Origin of the sequence: Amycolatopsis azurea DSM 43854 (genome assembly GCF_001995215.1) — a bacterium.
Taxonomy (GTDB): Bacteria; Actinomycetota; Actinomycetes; order Mycobacteriales; family Pseudonocardiaceae; genus Amycolatopsis; species Amycolatopsis azurea.
This window is the reverse complement of record NZ_MUXN01000001.1, coordinates 439,195-452,770: the sequence shown is the minus strand read 5'-3', so window position 1 is coordinate 452,770 and position 13,576 is coordinate 439,195. Positions and strand designations below refer to the sequence as shown.

The 13,576-nt window shown below is 68.3% G+C and carries 13 protein-coding genes and 1 pseudogene; 7 read left to right on the top strand and 7 right to left on the bottom strand.

Annotation, left to right across the window (positions count from 1 at the left end):
* Positions 1-495 carry a GNAT family N-acetyltransferase gene (locus tag B0293_RS02205; RefSeq protein WP_039917590.1) on the bottom strand — a complete coding sequence of 165 codons (495 nt, stop codon included), beginning with the start codon at positions 493-495 and terminating at the stop codon, positions 1-3.
* Positions 495-1,400, bottom strand: coding sequence for an aldose 1-epimerase family protein (locus B0293_RS02200; protein WP_005156016.1), 906 nt, complete (start codon positions 1,398-1,400; stop codon positions 495-497). Before B0293_RS02200 ends, B0293_RS02205 begins: the two co-directional genes overlap by 1 nt.
* A gap of 103 nt (positions 1,401-1,503) precedes the next feature.
* On the opposite strand from B0293_RS02200, the pseudogene B0293_RS44620 reads away from it, so the two are divergent.
* The 4 genes and pseudogenes from B0293_RS44620 to B0293_RS02180 all read left to right on the top strand — a co-directional run.
* A pseudogene (locus tag B0293_RS44620) lies at positions 1,504-2,698 on the top strand (AMP-binding protein); the annotation flags it as partial.
* Positions 2,699-2,801: 103 nt separating this feature from the next.
* Entirely contained in the window at positions 2,802-3,374 is a 573-nt protein-coding gene (locus tag B0293_RS02190; protein WP_005156019.1) for a TetR/AcrR family transcriptional regulator, read from the top strand.
* Positions 3,374-4,204, top strand: coding sequence for an MBL fold metallo-hydrolase (locus B0293_RS02185; protein ID WP_005156020.1), 831 nt, complete (start codon positions 3,374-3,376; stop codon positions 4,202-4,204). The genes B0293_RS02190 and B0293_RS02185 overlap by 1 nt, the downstream gene beginning before the upstream one ends.
* Entirely contained in the window at positions 4,201-5,028 is an 828-nt protein-coding gene (locus B0293_RS02180) for an MBL fold metallo-hydrolase (protein ID WP_005156021.1), read from the top strand. Before B0293_RS02185 ends, B0293_RS02180 begins: the two co-directional genes overlap by 4 nt.
* A 5-nt stretch (positions 5,029-5,033) precedes the next feature.
* On the opposite strand, the gene B0293_RS02175 is transcribed toward B0293_RS02180, so the two are convergent.
* From B0293_RS02175 to B0293_RS02155, 5 genes are all read right to left on the bottom strand, one after another.
* The gene (locus B0293_RS02175) at positions 5,034-6,419 is read right to left on the bottom strand and encodes an APC family permease (RefSeq protein ID WP_005156022.1); all 1,386 of its coding nucleotides are present in this window, start codon (positions 6,417-6,419) and stop codon (positions 5,034-5,036) included.
* A gap of 95 nt (positions 6,420-6,514) precedes the next feature.
* A complete protein-coding gene (locus tag B0293_RS02170) occupies positions 6,515-7,105 on the bottom strand; it encodes a DUF3558 family protein (protein WP_005156023.1) in 591 nt (196 codons plus the stop codon).
* Between the two features lie 24 nt (positions 7,106-7,129).
* On the bottom strand, positions 7,130-8,413 hold the full coding sequence (locus tag B0293_RS02165) for an MFS transporter (protein ID WP_039917523.1): 1,284 nt from the start codon (positions 8,411-8,413) through the stop codon (positions 7,130-7,132).
* Positions 8,414-8,787: 374 nt separating this feature from the next.
* Positions 8,788-9,474, bottom strand: a complete 687-nt coding sequence (gene pdxH / locus B0293_RS02160; protein ID WP_005156025.1) for a pyridoxamine 5'-phosphate oxidase — start codon at positions 9,472-9,474, stop codon at positions 8,788-8,790.
* Positions 9,475-10,068: 594 nt separating this feature from the next.
* Positions 10,069-10,440 (bottom strand): hypothetical protein, encoded by a 372-nt coding sequence (locus B0293_RS02155; RefSeq protein WP_005156026.1) that lies wholly within the window; start codon positions 10,438-10,440, stop codon positions 10,069-10,071.
* A gap of 390 nt (positions 10,441-10,830) precedes the next feature.
* Between B0293_RS02155 and B0293_RS02150 the strand changes: the two genes are divergently transcribed.
* From B0293_RS02150 to B0293_RS02140, 3 genes are read left to right on the top strand one after another with little or no spacing between them, the layout of a single operon-like run.
* A complete protein-coding gene (locus B0293_RS02150) occupies positions 10,831-11,835 on the top strand; it encodes an ABC transporter substrate-binding protein (RefSeq protein WP_005156027.1) in 1,005 nt (334 codons plus the stop codon).
* A complete protein-coding gene (locus tag B0293_RS02145) occupies positions 11,832-12,791 on the top strand; it encodes an ABC transporter permease (RefSeq protein WP_005156029.1) in 960 nt (319 codons plus the stop codon). The genes B0293_RS02150 and B0293_RS02145 overlap by 4 nt, the downstream gene beginning before the upstream one ends.
* Positions 12,788-13,576 (top strand): ABC transporter ATP-binding protein, encoded by a 789-nt coding sequence (locus tag B0293_RS02140; RefSeq protein ID WP_005156030.1) that lies wholly within the window; start codon positions 12,788-12,790, stop codon positions 13,574-13,576. Before B0293_RS02145 ends, B0293_RS02140 begins: the two co-directional genes overlap by 4 nt.

Here is a 13,576-nt window from a genome sequence, read left to right as displayed (position 1 = left end):
CTAACGAACTGGGCCGCCCGTCCGCACGCGGGGCTTTTCGAAGTGGACGAGTTCGTAGTGCTCCTCGGGCGTCCGGTGCGTCTCGACGTAGCCGAGTTTCCGGTACATCCGCAGCGGACCGGCACTGCGCTCCCCGGTGAACAGCCGGAACACGATCACCGACGGCGGCATGGCCGCTTCGGCGGCGAGCAGCAACGAACTGCCGAGCCCGTGCCCCTGTCTGTCCGGGGCCACGATGAGCCTGCCGACGAGACCGGCGCCGCCGTCCACGACGATCCGGACACTCGCCACCAAGCGTCCGGATTCCCTGACGCCCCAGGCGAAACACGCGGGATCGCCCAGGGCCTCCTTGGTCTGTTCGAAGGTCTCCAGCAGCGGCGGGAGGTCGATGTTCTCGTGCGCCCGAGCCTCCGGGACGTACGCCGCGCGCTGCAGCGTGAGCACCTCACCCGCGTCCACGGGCCCGAGCCGGAGAGGCGGCGACGGTGATGCCATCAGCGCACCCGGATTCCCCAGCTCCCGGTCCACGAGGACGCGGGCTCCAGCTCGATCAGGTCGGTGCCGGTGTTGAGCGCGTCGGCGGGGCAGGTCATCGGCTCGATCGCCACCGCCCGGCCGCGGCCGACCAGGTCGTCCGGCGTGAACACCTGCGCCCAGTGGAAGTCCGGCCCGGCCCAGACCACCAGCTCCCGCTCCCCGTGCGAAAGGACGTAGTGGTGGTTGCCGTCCTCGGCGACGCTCAGCCCACCGAACGCCGTGTCGAGGTCGACGCCTTCGAGCAGCTTGCCGGACCGGAAGTCGTACTCGGTCCCTTCGACGTCCTGTTCCTCGGCGTACGGCATCTGCTCGTCGCCGAGGTACGGCCGGACCCGGCTCGCGGGCAGTGTCAGGGTCAGCTCGTCGGTGGGCGCGTCACCGACGCGGAAGTACGGGTGCGTGCCGAGCCCGACGCCGATCGGGCTCTCGCCCTCGTTGCGGATCTCGTGCGTGACGACCAGCTCGCGCGGCGAGATCTCGTAGGTGATCGTCGCGCGCAGCGGCACCGGCCAGCCCTCCTGCGCCGGGACGTCGACGGCCAGGGTGATCGACGACTCCGCGTGCTCCAGCAGCTCCCACTCCTCGTGCCGGGTCAGGCCGTGGATCGCGTTGCCGCGTGCCTCTTCGGTGATCGCGAGTTGCTGCTTCTCCCCCTGGTAAACCCACTGGCCGCCCTTGGTGCGGTTCGGCCAGGGCAGCAGCACCTGCCCGGCACCCTTCGGCGGCTTCTCGTCCTCGGCGAACGCCTCGACGTACGGCACCCCGCCGACCTCGAACGCGCGCAAGCCGGCACCGATCTCGGTGACGACGGCGCGCGCGTTGCCACGGGTGATCTCGAACTGTTCTCCGGTGGGATTGGCCATGCCGACGAGGTTACTGTGGGAACGCCACGCCCGGACGAAGGAGACCGCCGCGATGACCGTTCCCGGCTACCCCAGCACCGTCGGTCGCGTCCTGGAGCGGAGCGCGCGGGCCGGACTGGTGCACGTGCCGGTGAACTTCAACGCGCGCGGCGAAGAACTCGAGTACTTGCTCACGCAGTCCGAACCGGCCGCTGCCTTCGTCGACCCCGCGCTGGGGCCGAGCACGTGACTTCCGATCATACGTCCACTTCGGACATTCTCGGCTGGGCGCTGGACGAAACCGTCGTCGATGCTCACCCATCGCGCGCTGGTGCACGAATACTCGTCCTGCGTCGCCGCGCTCGACCTGAGCGACCGCGACGTGCCGCTGCACGCGCTGCCGCTGTACCGCTCGGCGCAGATGCACGTGTTCCTCATGCCGGGGCTGGCCGTCGGCGCGACGAACCATCTCGTCGAGGCGCCCGATCTCGGCGACATCCTCGCGCGGATCCCGCGCCAGGGCGTCACTTCCCTGTTCTTCCCGCCGACCGTCTGGGTGGGGCTGGCGAACCATCCCGGCCTCGCGGACGCGGATCTGCGCGGTCTCACCAAGGCGTACTACGGCGCGTCGATCATGCCGGTTCCGGTACTGCGGGGGCTGCGCTCGCGTTGCCGGGCGTCGGTTTCCACAACTGCTTCGGGCAGTCCGAGATCGGTCCACTTGCGACAGTCCTGCGCCCCGAAGAGCATGACGCGCGACCGGATTCCGGCAGTGACAAGCAGTTCCTTTCGTCGAGACGCGCGTGGTGGACGCCGAGCTGAACGACCTCCCGCCGGGCGAACTCGGGGAGGTCGTGTACCGCTCGCCCCAGCTGTGCACCGGTTATTGGGGCAAGCCCGAGGAGTCGGTGGAGGCGTTCGCCGGTGGCTGGTTCCACTCCGGCGACCTGGTGCGCCAGGACGAAGAGGGCTACCTGTTCGTCGTCGACCGGATCAAGGACGTCGTCAACACCGGCGGTGTGCTCGTCGCGTCACGCGAGATGGAGGACGCGCTGTACGCGCATCCCGCCGTCGCCGAGGTCGCCGTCGTCGGCCTGCCGCACGAACGCTGTATCGAGGCGATCGCCGCGGTGGTCGTGGCGAAGGAGACCGTCGAGGAAGCGGAGCTGATCGAGTTCGCCAAGAAGTCGCTGGCCGCGCACAAGGTGCCGAAGTCGGTGCATTTCGTCGGCGAACTGCCGAAGAACGCGTCCGGGAAACTGCTCAAACGCGAACTGCGGCAACAGTTCGGCGGTTCAGCGTCCGCGATCGGCGTCTAGCCCTTACGAGTCGTGATGTCCCCAATGCCACATTGGGGACATCTCCTCCCGCCAAACCGAGCTTACTAGACCGGTCGTCATAGTTTGAGCTACAGTCGGCCGCATGGTCCGCCGCACCGACACCCGGCAGCGCATGCTCGACTCCGCCGCCGAGCTCTTCCACCAGCAGGGTTACCACGCCACCGGTCTCAACCAGCTCGTCGCCGCCGTCGGCGCGCCCAAGGGATCGCTCTACTTCCACTTCCCCGGCGGCAAGGAGCAACTCGCCGCCGAGGCCATCCGCCAGTCCGCCGACCGGCTCTGCGACCAGCTGCGCACGATCGTCGCGGGCTCGCCCGACGTCGTCACCGGCATCGGGAACGTCATCGACGCGCTCGCGACTTCACTGGAGGAGTCGGATTTCCAGCGCGGTTGCCCGCTCGCGACGGTCGCGCTCGACGCGTCGGGCGACAGCGAGGAGATCCGCAAGGCCTGCGCCGACGGCTATACCTCCTGGCACACCCTCATCGCCGAAGCGCTGAACGAGCTGGACGCCGGAAAAGCAGACCACCTGGCCACCGTCGTCCTCGCCTCGATCGAGGGCGGGCTTCTGCTGGCCAAGACGTTGCACGACACCGCGCCGCTGCGCGCGATCGCCCCTCATCTGACCACCACGATCGAACGGGAGCTGTCCTGATGCGCGTCCACCATCTCAACTGCGGCACCATGCGGCCGATCGGCGGCAAACTCGTCGACGGCAAGCCCGGCCTCTTCCGCCGCGCGGAACTGATCTGCCACTGCCTTCTGCTGGAGACCGACACCGGGCTCGTGCTCATCGAGACCGGCGTCGGCACGCCGACCGTCACCCGGCCGATCGAATGGCTCGGCGCCGGGTTCGTCCGGCTGGTCCACCCCGACAGCGACGACGACCTCAGCGCCACCACGCAGATCCGCAAGCTCGGCTTCGACCCGGCCGACGTGCGCGACATCGTGCTCACCCACCTCGACCTCGATCACGCGGGCGGGCTCGTCGACTTCCCCGGGGCACGGGTCCACGTCCACGCCCGTGAGCTCCAGGCGCTGGAGAAGCCGATCGATCGCAAGGAGGCGAGCCGTTACCGGAAGGTCCAGTTCAGCCACGGCCCGATCTGGAAGTCCTACCGCGCCGACGGCGAGCCGTGGTTCGGTTTCGACGCCGTCCGCGAACTCGAAGGGGTCCCGGACGTGCTGATCATCCCCCTCGCCGGGCACACCCGCGGGCACGCCGGTATCGCGGTCGACACGGGCGACGGATGGCTCCTCAACGCCGGTGACGCCGTCTTCCACGGCGGCGAACTGGCGGAAAAGCCGCACATCCCGTTCGCACTCGGCTTCTTCGAGTCGTACATGCAGACGGAGAAAACGGCACGACTGGACAACCAGCGCCGGCTGCGCGAACTTGTCAGTAACAACGGTGACGAGGTGACGGTCTTCGCCGCGCACGACGCCACCGCATTCGAACGGCTCAGCCAGAGGAGCAGGCTATGAAGGTCCACCATCTGAACTGCGGCACGATGCGGGCGCCGGGAGGCAGGTTCCTCGACGGTCAGCCGGGCCTGCTGCGCCGCTCGGAGCTGGTGGCGCACTGCCTGCTGATCGAGACCGGTGACGGGCTCGTGCTGGTGGACACCGGGTTCGGCCGCAAGGGCGTCGCGAATCCCGGCGCGTGGCTCGGCACGCCGTTCACGCTGATGGTCGGCGCGAAGCCGGTCGAGGTGGAGACGGCGGCCCACCAGGTCGAGGCGCTCGGCCACAAGCCGGAGGACGTGCGGCACATCGTCTGCACCCACCTCGACGTCGACCACGCGGGCGGGCTCGCGGACTTCCCGAACGCCGTCGTGCACGTCCGCACCGCCGAGCACGACGCGGCGACGTCGCCCGCGAACGCGAGCGAGAAGTTCCGTTTCCGCGCCAACCAGTTCGCCCACCGTCCACTGTGGAGCACGTACGACGAGGCCGGGGACGAATGGTTCGGCTTCCAGGCCGTCCGCGAACTCAAGGGCCTGCCGCCGGAGATCTTGCTGGTGCCGCTCGCGGGACACACCAAGGGGCACACCGGGGTGGCCGTCGACACCGGCGACGGCTGGCTGCTGCACGCGGGCGACGCGTACTTCTTCCACGGTCAGATGGATCCGGTGAAGCCGCACTGCCCGCCGGGGATGACCGCGTTCCAGAACATGGTGCAGACGCTGCGCAAACCGCGCCTGGAGAACGTCGAGCGGCTGCGGGAGCTGAGCCGAGAACACGCCGACGAGGTCACCGTGTTCTCGGCCCACAGCCCGGTGGAATACCAGGCCCTCAAACGGGACTGACGCCCTCAGCCGACCGGCGGCTCGATGGGCTGCCGGTCCTCTTCGCTGTGCGTGGCCCGCATGACGAGCCAGTTGATCCCCCACAGCACGACACCGACGCCGAGCAGGATCGCGGCGACCTTGTAGTCGCGCGCGGGCCGCCCGGACAACGGGGTCACCAGGTAGAGGCAGAAGATCGCGGCCAGCACCGGGACGATCGTCGGCGCGCGGAAATGCTTGTGCGCCGACTTTTCCTTGCGCAGGAACAGCACCGCGACGTTGACGATGGCGAAGACGGCCAGCAGCAGCAACGCCGTCGTCCCGCCGAGCACGCTGATGTCCACAAAGGACACGAGGCCGATAGCGATGACGCTGGTGAACACGATCGCCACCCACGGGCTGCGACGGAACGGGTGCACGGTGCCCAGCTGCTTCGGGATGATCCGCTGGTTCGCCATGCCGTAGAGCAGACGGCTGGCCATCAGCATGTTGATCAGCGCCGAGTTGATGACCGCGAAGAGACCGATCGCGGAGAACACTTCGCGCGGGAAACCGGGCGCCCCGACGTCGAGCACCTTCAGCAGCGCGCTGCTCTTGGCCGCTTCCAGGTCGTCGGCGGGTACCAGCAGCGAAGAGGTCACGGAGACCAGGATGTAGATGGTCGCGGCGATGACCATGCCCCACAGCATCGCCTTCGGGAAGATCCGGATCGGGTCCTTGCACTCCTCGGCCATGTTGACCGAGTCCTCGAAACCGACCATCGCGAAGAACGCCAGCGACGTCGCCGAGGTGATCGCCACCAGCATCGTCTGGTTCTCGGTGTCGAACTCGACCAGCCGCGAGGCGTCCCCGTTGCCGTTGAGCACCGCCCACACGCCGACGCCGATGATGATCAGCAGGCCGCCGATCTCGATGCAGGTCAGCACCACGTTGGTCTTCACCGATTCGGAGACCCCGCGGAAGTTGATCAGCGCGAGGCCGATCACGAACAGGATCGCCACCAGCGGCATCGGCGCGGTGATGAACTCGGCGAGATAGGTGTCGCCGAAGGCCTTCGCCGCGGACGAGGCCGAGGTGATCCCCGAACACATCACCGCGAACGCCACCATGAAGGTGAGGAAGCGGATCTTGAACGCCTTGTGCGTGTAGAGCGCCGCACCCGCGGCCTGCGGGTACTTGCCGACCAGTTCCAGGTAGCTGAACGCGGTCATGATCGCGACCACGAAGGCGATCAGGAACGGCAGCCACAGCGCGCCGCCCACCCGTCCCGCCACTTGCCCGGTGAGCGCGTAGACGCCCGTCCCGATGATGTCCCCCACCACGAAGAACAGCAGGAGCTTGGAACCCATGACCCGTTTGAGGCTCGGCTGACCGGCTGGACCGGCCTGTTCCGTTGTCGTCGTGTCCGCCATGCGGCAAGAGTGTGCCGCATCACGTCTGTGGCCGACAGTCCGATTTGGTCAGTTCTTCGTCACGGGTTGACGATGGGCGATTCTGGGTATTCCGGTCAGTTCGCGTCGACCGCGGTCTTCACCAGCGGGACCATCATCTCCTGCGTCATCTTCGCCGGTCCGGTGTAGTTGACCAGTACCGGGACGTTGTCCACGAGTTCGGCGGCCGCCAGCGTCGCGGTCTTGTTCTCGTCGACGTAGTAGATGGCGCCCTCGCCGACACCGGCGACGTCCTTCGAGCCCGGCTTCGCCTTCTTCAGCGCCGTGACCATCTCGGCGGGCTTGATCTTGTTGCCCTCGAAGCGGGTCACGGCGAGAGCGCCGACCTGCTTGCCGGCAGCCGAGTAGACGCAGCTCTTGGCCTTGCCGCCGTTGGCGGCGTTGTCCTGGACCGGGCCCGGCGCGGACGTCACGCCCTGGACGTTGATCGCCTTCGACACGGCCTCGGCGGGCAGCAGCGCGCACGGCTCCTTCGACCCGGCACCGCCGGTGGGAGCGGCCGAAGAGCTCGGCGCGGCGGAGGAGGACGGAGCGGGAGCCTGGCTCGACGGCTTGGCCGCGTTGTCCGATTTCCCGTCCCCGGAAGAGCAGGCGGAAAGGGTCGCGATGACAGCGGCGAACAGGACGATCGCCCGTGAAATACGCATGGGCCCGACGATAGCCCCGGCGAATCAGTCCACCGGGGCCCGGTACCGCCAGAAGGACGGGATCAGCAGCGCGGCGCCGACGACCAGCACGATGACCAGCACCCCGCCGCCGGAAGCGGCGGCCGCGGTGCCGACTCCGGCGGCTGCCCAGCCGTGGGTGAGGTCGGCGATCCGCGGGCCGCCCGCGACGACGACGGTGAACACGCCCTGGAGTCGTCCGCGCATCTCGTCCGTGGTGGCGACTTGCAGGATCGACATCCGGTAGATCGCGCTGACCATGTCGGCGGCCCCGGCGAGCGCCATGAAGAAGACCGCGAGCCACAGCGAGTTCGCGAGCCCGAACCCGACGATGGCGGCGCCCCAGACACAGACCGAGACGATCACGCCGGCACCCTGTTTGCCGATCCTGGTCAGCCAGCCGGAGAAGAGGCCGATCAGCATCGCGCCCGCCGGGAGCGCGGCGTACAGCCAGCCCAGCGCCGGTCCGCCACCGGGCGGGTCGCCGAAGGTGCGCTCCGCCATCTCCGGGATCAGCGCCCGCGGCATGCCCGCGACCATCGCGATGATGTCGACGAGGAAGGACGCCAACAGGATCTTCTGCGTCGCCAGGTACTTGAAGCCGTCGATGATGTCGCGGATCCCGGCCCGCCGCGCGATCTCGCCGAGCGGCGGGATCGGGGGCAGTTTCCAGACCGCGATCAGGGTCAGGGTCAGCGCGACGACGTCGATCAGGTAGAGCGTCGAGAGGCCGAGGACAGGGATCAGCGAACCGGCGAGCAGCGGGCCGAAGACCGCGCCGAAGGTGGCCATCGTGCTGCTCAGCGCGGTCGCGGGCGCGATCAGGCTGTCCGGCACCAGCCGGGCGACGACGGCGCTGCGGGTCGGCATGTTGACCGCGAAGAACGCCTGGTTGACCGCGAGCAGGGCCAAGACGAGCCAGACGGAGCCGATGTTCACGAACGCCTGGAACCACAGGACCGCCGAAGTGACGGTGACGCCGACGTTGGTGATCAGCAGGAGTTTGCGGCGGTCGACGGCGTCCGCGATGGCGCCGCCCCAGAGGCCGAAGACGAGCAGCGGGATCAGGGCGACCAGGCCGGTCAGGCCGACGTACGCCGACGAACCGGTGAGGTCGAAGACCTGTTTGGGGACGGCGACGGCGGTGAGCTGGCTGCCGATGGCGGTGACCGCGGTGGACAGCCAGAGGCGGCGGAACGCGGGGATCTTGAGCGGCCGGGTGTCCACGACGATCGAGCCGAACAGCTTGCGGACACCTTTGCGCTGTTCAACCCCCACGTCATCACTCACAACCCGACAGCTTAGCCGCGCTAACTAACCAACCGCGCGCGATTTATGTCACCCGGTGGCGCGTGAAGGCCCCCTTCCCCGCGTCAGACGTGACGAAGGGCCCCTTCACCACATGAGATGCGGCGAAAGTCCCCTTCAGCCCCCACCTACGCGACGGGCGCGGTGGTCACCCGACGCTGTCGCGCCACAGTCTCCGTGACCCGACGCGTCTCCCGGAAGCGCGTCAGCGCGACGGGAGACTTCACCGCCGCGCGCCCTCTTTTGGGCCGAAGGCCCACGAAAACGCGATGAAGGGGCGCCCTCCGCTCCCAACGCGAGTTGGGTACGGCCCGGCGCCCCTTCGGCGCGCTTTTCGTAAGCGCGCTGGCTAAAAATTACGGCGCGACGCGCTCCACCTGCCAGCCGTCATCGGTGCGGACGTAGCGGAGCCTGTCGTGCATGCGGTCCTCGCGGCCCTGCCAGAACTCGACGACGTCCGGCCGGATGCGCCAGCCGCCCCAGTGCGGCGGGAACGGGATGTTCTCGACGTCGGCGAAGCGGCGCTCGATGCCGTGAAGCGCGGTCTCGAGGGCGCGGCGGCCGTCGACGACACGGGACTGCGGCGAGGCCCAGGCCCCGAGCTGCGATCCTCGCGGCCGGGAGGCCCAGTACTCGGCGGTCTCGGCGACGTTGACCTTCTCCACCTCGCCGCGCACGTGGACCTGGCGTTGCAGGGCGTACCACGGGAAGGTGATCGACGCGTAGCGCGTCGCGGTGAGGTCGTGGCTCTTGGTCGACGTGTAGTTCGTGTAGAACACGACGCCGCGTTCGTCGAGGCCCTTGCACAGGACGGTCCGGGAGGACGGCCTGCCCTCCGGATCCGCCGTGGCGAGCACCATCGCGTTCGGTTCGGCGACCCCGGCGGAGACGGCCTGGTTCAACCAGTCCTGCAGCTGGGCGGTCCAGGTCTCCGCCAGCGCGGACTCGTCGAAGGCGGCCCCTTCGTAGGCCACCCGCATCCCGGGCAGGCGAACGACGGCGTCGCCGTTGTCGGCAGCGCCTTCCTTGATCTCCGGCATCATCCGCCAAACCTCCGTACCCGGTCGGGGCCCTAATTTCGGCTTTGCCGCCGACGGTATTGCCTAGAAGGCGGCGGCGAAACCCACTGAACGGTGACACCCGCCACCCCCTGCCGATCATCTGTGTGTAACCGCTGGACCGCAAGCCGTTACCTCCCGGTTACCTGCCGGGCCCTGATCGATACAGGGCGAGGCGTCCGCCCGCCGGGTCCGGTCGCCGCTTTGTTCCGAATCGCCCCGGCGCCCCGCGGAATCGCACTCACCACCGAGAGGCCGGACCCGCCCGCCGATACCCGGCGCGGGAATTGCCTGGACAGACCCGGTCCGCACAGATCGACAAGGAATCGCCCGTCGACCGGAACCCTTCGCTTTCCTCTTTTCTTCGCCGACCATTCCGGCGACCGAGAACAATTCTTTCGACCATTCACGCCCGGCTCCGCGAGGATGCCCGGCGGAGCGTCCCGTTAATTCTGTCGATTGACAGAAATTACCCGGCGGGGAAACCTCCGCGACACATCCGGGCGAGATGTGTCAGAAGGCCGGTCCCGGGACGGCAATTCGTCCCGAAACCGGCCTTCCCGTCTCACGCCCGGCTTGTCAGTTCGTGACAGTGAACTCCGCGCGGACAATCCAGCCCCAGCAGTCGTACGACGCCGTGTACCGGCCCGGCACCGTCCCCACTGGACCGTCGCCCCGGAGCGCGACACCGATGCCGCCGGTGCCGCCGTCACCCACCACCCGCAAGGGAATCGGCGCGGCGAGACCGTCCGCGGTGAGCGTCGCCGCGAGCTCGCCCGCACCCGACGGGCGCAGGCAATAGATGTCCGCGGTGACCGTCCCACCTGCGACGACGGTGTTCGGGCTCAAGACCAGACTGGACGGTCTGGTCGCGTTCGCCTGCCCCGCTCCGGCCAAGGTGGACACGATCGCCGCCCCCGCGACGCACAACGCGGCCGCACGAAATTTCATCCTCTGCTCCCTCCCGGAAGACGGGCGAAGTTTTCACCCGCCACCCGATGGACGTACGCCGCCCAGGCCAGGGTTGTCCACCTGCCGAGACTCTGCACCTTGGGGCGAACGGCCGGATTTAGCAGAATGTGACAGCAAATCAGGCAAGAGCCGACGATCACACTAGGTAGACCTTGCGCCACTCGATAGGATCGCCGCCGAGAGCAACGGGGTGATCACCTCTATCCAGAGTGTTCAGAGGTTTTGGATGGGACAGCCGGGTGTGCGGCTGATCCGTCCGCTATTGCCGGCCGGGCTTCCGCGAGGAGCTCGACACCGGTCGATCAGTCCTGCGCTCGACCCGCCGGAACTTTCCACGCCCGAGTTACTCCCCTTCCCCAGGAGTGCGTTGTGATTTCCCGTTCCCGTCGTCTCATGACGGCGTTGTTGTGCGCCATTTCGCTCGCAGGCGTGACCGCCCTTTCGGCCTGTTCCGACAGCACGGCCGCCTCCGGCACCAAGGTCACCATCGGTTACAGCGCCTGGCCGGGCTGGTTCCCGTGGGCGGTGGCCCAGGAGAAGGGCCTCTTCGAGAAGAACGGCGTGACCGTCGACCTGAAGTGGTTCGACAGCTACACCGAGAGCATCAACGCACTCTCCTCCGGCGCGATCGACGCCAACAGCCAGACCCTGAACGACACCCTCGCGTCGGTCAGCGGTGGCGCGAAGCTGTCGGTCGTCCTGGTCAACGACAACTCGACCGGCAACGACAAGATCATCGCCCGCCAGGGGATCGCCGACGTCGCCGGCCTCAAGGGCAAGAAGATCGCCGTCGAGCAGGGCACCGTCGACCACTACCTCCTGCTGCTCGCGCTGCAAGAGGCGAAGCTGACCGAAAAGGACGTCGAGCTGGTCCCGCTGCTGACCGACGCCGCCGCGGCAGCCTTCGTCGGCGAGCAGGTCGACGCCGTCGCCGCCTTCGCCCCCTTCACCACGAAGGCGCTCGAACGCCCCGGCAGCCGCGCGATCGCGACGTCCGCCGAGTTCCCCGGTGCCATCCCGGACCACCTGGTCGTCTCCGAGCAGATGTCGAAGGAGCGCAAGAAGGAGGTCCAGGCGCTGGTGAACACCTGGTTCGAGACGATCGACTGGATCAAGCAGAACCGGGAAGAGGCCGTGAAGATCATGGCCAAACGCGGCGCCGTGTCCATCGACGAGTACAAGACCTACGACGCGGGCACCACGATCTTCACCAAGCAGCAGAACCTCGACGCCTTCACCCCCGGCGTCACACCCGCCCACCTCAACTTCCAGGCGGGCAAGATCGTCGACTTCATCCTTTCCAACGGTCTCGCCCAGAACCGGCCCAACTTCGACGCGCTGTTCGACGACCAGTACGTCAAGGCGGTGAAGTGAGCACCACGGACGCGGCGAAGCAGGCCTCTCAGCGGACGGACGCCGCTGACGAGGCCGAAGCGCGGCGTCTCGACGACGAGCAGCGGCTCGCCGAAGCACAGGAGGACAGCCGGAAGGGCGGCGCGCGGCCGGACTGGTCGCCGCTGCCCCGCCGGGCGGGTCTCAAGCCGAACGCGTCCCCGCTGTTCTCGCTCCGGACACCGATCCCCGCCGGCTGGCGGTGGACGCTGGCGGTGGCCTCGTTCGCGATCCCGCTGCTGATCTGGGTGACGCTGAACGCGCTGGGCACCATCAAGCCCCTGTTCCTGCCGACACCGGTCGCGGTGTTCGACGCGCTGCTGGAGATGATCAAGTCCGGCGAACTGTTCAGCGACCTCTGGGCCACCACCCAGCGGGTGCTGCTCGGCTTCGGGCTCGCGGTCCTCGTCTCGATCCCGCTCGGCATCGTGATGGGGACGTTCAACGCGGGACTGGCGCTGTTCGAACCGGTCATCGCGATGCTGCGCTACCTGCCGGCGAGCGCGTTCATCCCGCTGCTGATGATCTGGCTCGGCCTCGGCGAACCGTCGAAGGTCGCGGTCCTGTTCCTCGGCACGGTCTTCTTCAACACGCTGATGACCGCCGACGCCGTGCGCGGGGTGCCGCGTTCGCTGATCGACGTGTCGTACACGCTCGGCGCGCGGCGCGGTGAGGTGCTGCGCAAGGTGATCGTCCCGCACGCGCTGCCCGGCATGATCGACGCGACCCGCGTCAACGCCGCGGCCGCGTGGAACTTCGTGGTGGTCGCCGAACTGATCAACGCCACCGCCGGGCTCGGCCTGCGGATCATGCGGGCGCAGCGGTTCACCCAGACCGACCGGATCTTCGCGCTGCTGATCGTGATCGGCCTGCTCGGACTGGTCATCGACATCGCGCTGCGGCTCCTGCGGGCTCACGTCGGGAAGTGGGCGGCATGACGCTCCAGCTGAAAGCCGTCGCCAAGGACTACACCGTCCGCGGCAAGACCACCCGCGCGCTCGACGGGATCGACCTCGAGATCGCGCGTGGCGACTTCGTCTGCGTGGTCGGCGCGAGCGGGTCCGGAAAGTCGACCCTGCTCTCGCTGATCGCCGGGCTGACCGAACCGTCCGAAGGTCTCATCACCCTCGACGGCGACGCCGTGACCGGGCCGGGCCCGGAGCGCGGCCTGGTGTTCCAGCACGGCGCGCTCTACCCGTGGCGCACGGTGGAGAGCAATGTCGCGTTCGGACTGGAACTGCTCAGCCTCGACAAGGCGGAACGCACGCGCCGCGTCGACTGGTATCTCGAAGAGACCGGCCTCGCGCAGCTGCGGAAGTCGTTGCCCAAACAGCTTTCCGGCGGGCAGAAGCAGCGGGTCGCGATCGCGCGGGCGCTGGCTGGCGAGCCGGACGTGCTGCTGCTGGACGAACCTTTCGGCGCGCTGGACGTCCAGACCAAGGAGGACATGCAGGTCCTGATCCGCCGGATCTGGACCGACACCGGCACCACGGTGCTGATGGTGACCCACGACGTCGAAGAGGCCGTCTTCCTCGGAAGGCGGGTCGTGGTGCTGGCCTCGGATCCGGGCCGGGTGGCCGCCGACATCGCGGTCGACCTGCCCGAAGACCGCGAGCTCGCGGTCAAACGCGCGCCGGAGTTCGTCGCGCTGCGCGCGTCCATCGAAGATCTCGTCCGGGAACAGCACCGCGGACATCTCGGGCGGAGCCGAGAAGAAAGGTGA

What these genes read in the sequence shown, in the direction of transcription:
- B0293_RS02205 (WP_039917590.1), bottom strand. Translation starts at nt 495, where the DNA reads ATGGCATCACCGTCGCCGCCTCTCCGGCTCGGGCCCGTGGACGCGGGT.
- B0293_RS02185 (WP_005156020.1), top strand. Translation starts at nt 3,374, where the DNA reads ATGCGCGTCCACCATCTCAACTGCGGCACCATGCGGCCGATCGGCGGC.
- B0293_RS02175 (WP_005156022.1), bottom strand. Translation starts at nt 6,419, where the DNA reads ATGGCGGACACGACGACAACGGAACAGGCCGGTCCAGCCGGTCAGCCG.
- pdxH (WP_005156025.1), bottom strand. Translation starts at nt 9,474, where the DNA reads ATGATGCCGGAGATCAAGGAAGGCGCTGCCGACAACGGCGACGCCGTC.
- B0293_RS02180 (WP_005156021.1), top strand. Translation starts at nt 4,201, where the DNA reads ATGAAGGTCCACCATCTGAACTGCGGCACGATGCGGGCGCCGGGAGGC.
- B0293_RS02155 (WP_005156026.1), bottom strand. Translation starts at nt 10,440, where the DNA reads ATGAAATTTCGTGCGGCCGCGTTGTGCGTCGCGGGGGCGGCGATCGTG.
- B0293_RS02170 (WP_005156023.1), bottom strand. Translation starts at nt 7,105, where the DNA reads ATGCGTATTTCACGGGCGATCGTCCTGTTCGCCGCTGTCATCGCGACC.
- B0293_RS02140 (WP_005156030.1), top strand. Translation starts at nt 12,788, where the DNA reads ATGACGCTCCAGCTGAAAGCCGTCGCCAAGGACTACACCGTCCGCGGC.
- B0293_RS02200 (WP_005156016.1), bottom strand. Translation starts at nt 1,400, where the DNA reads ATGGCCAATCCCACCGGAGAACAGTTCGAGATCACCCGTGGCAACGCG.
- B0293_RS02190 (WP_005156019.1), top strand. Translation starts at nt 2,802, where the DNA reads ATGGTCCGCCGCACCGACACCCGGCAGCGCATGCTCGACTCCGCCGCC.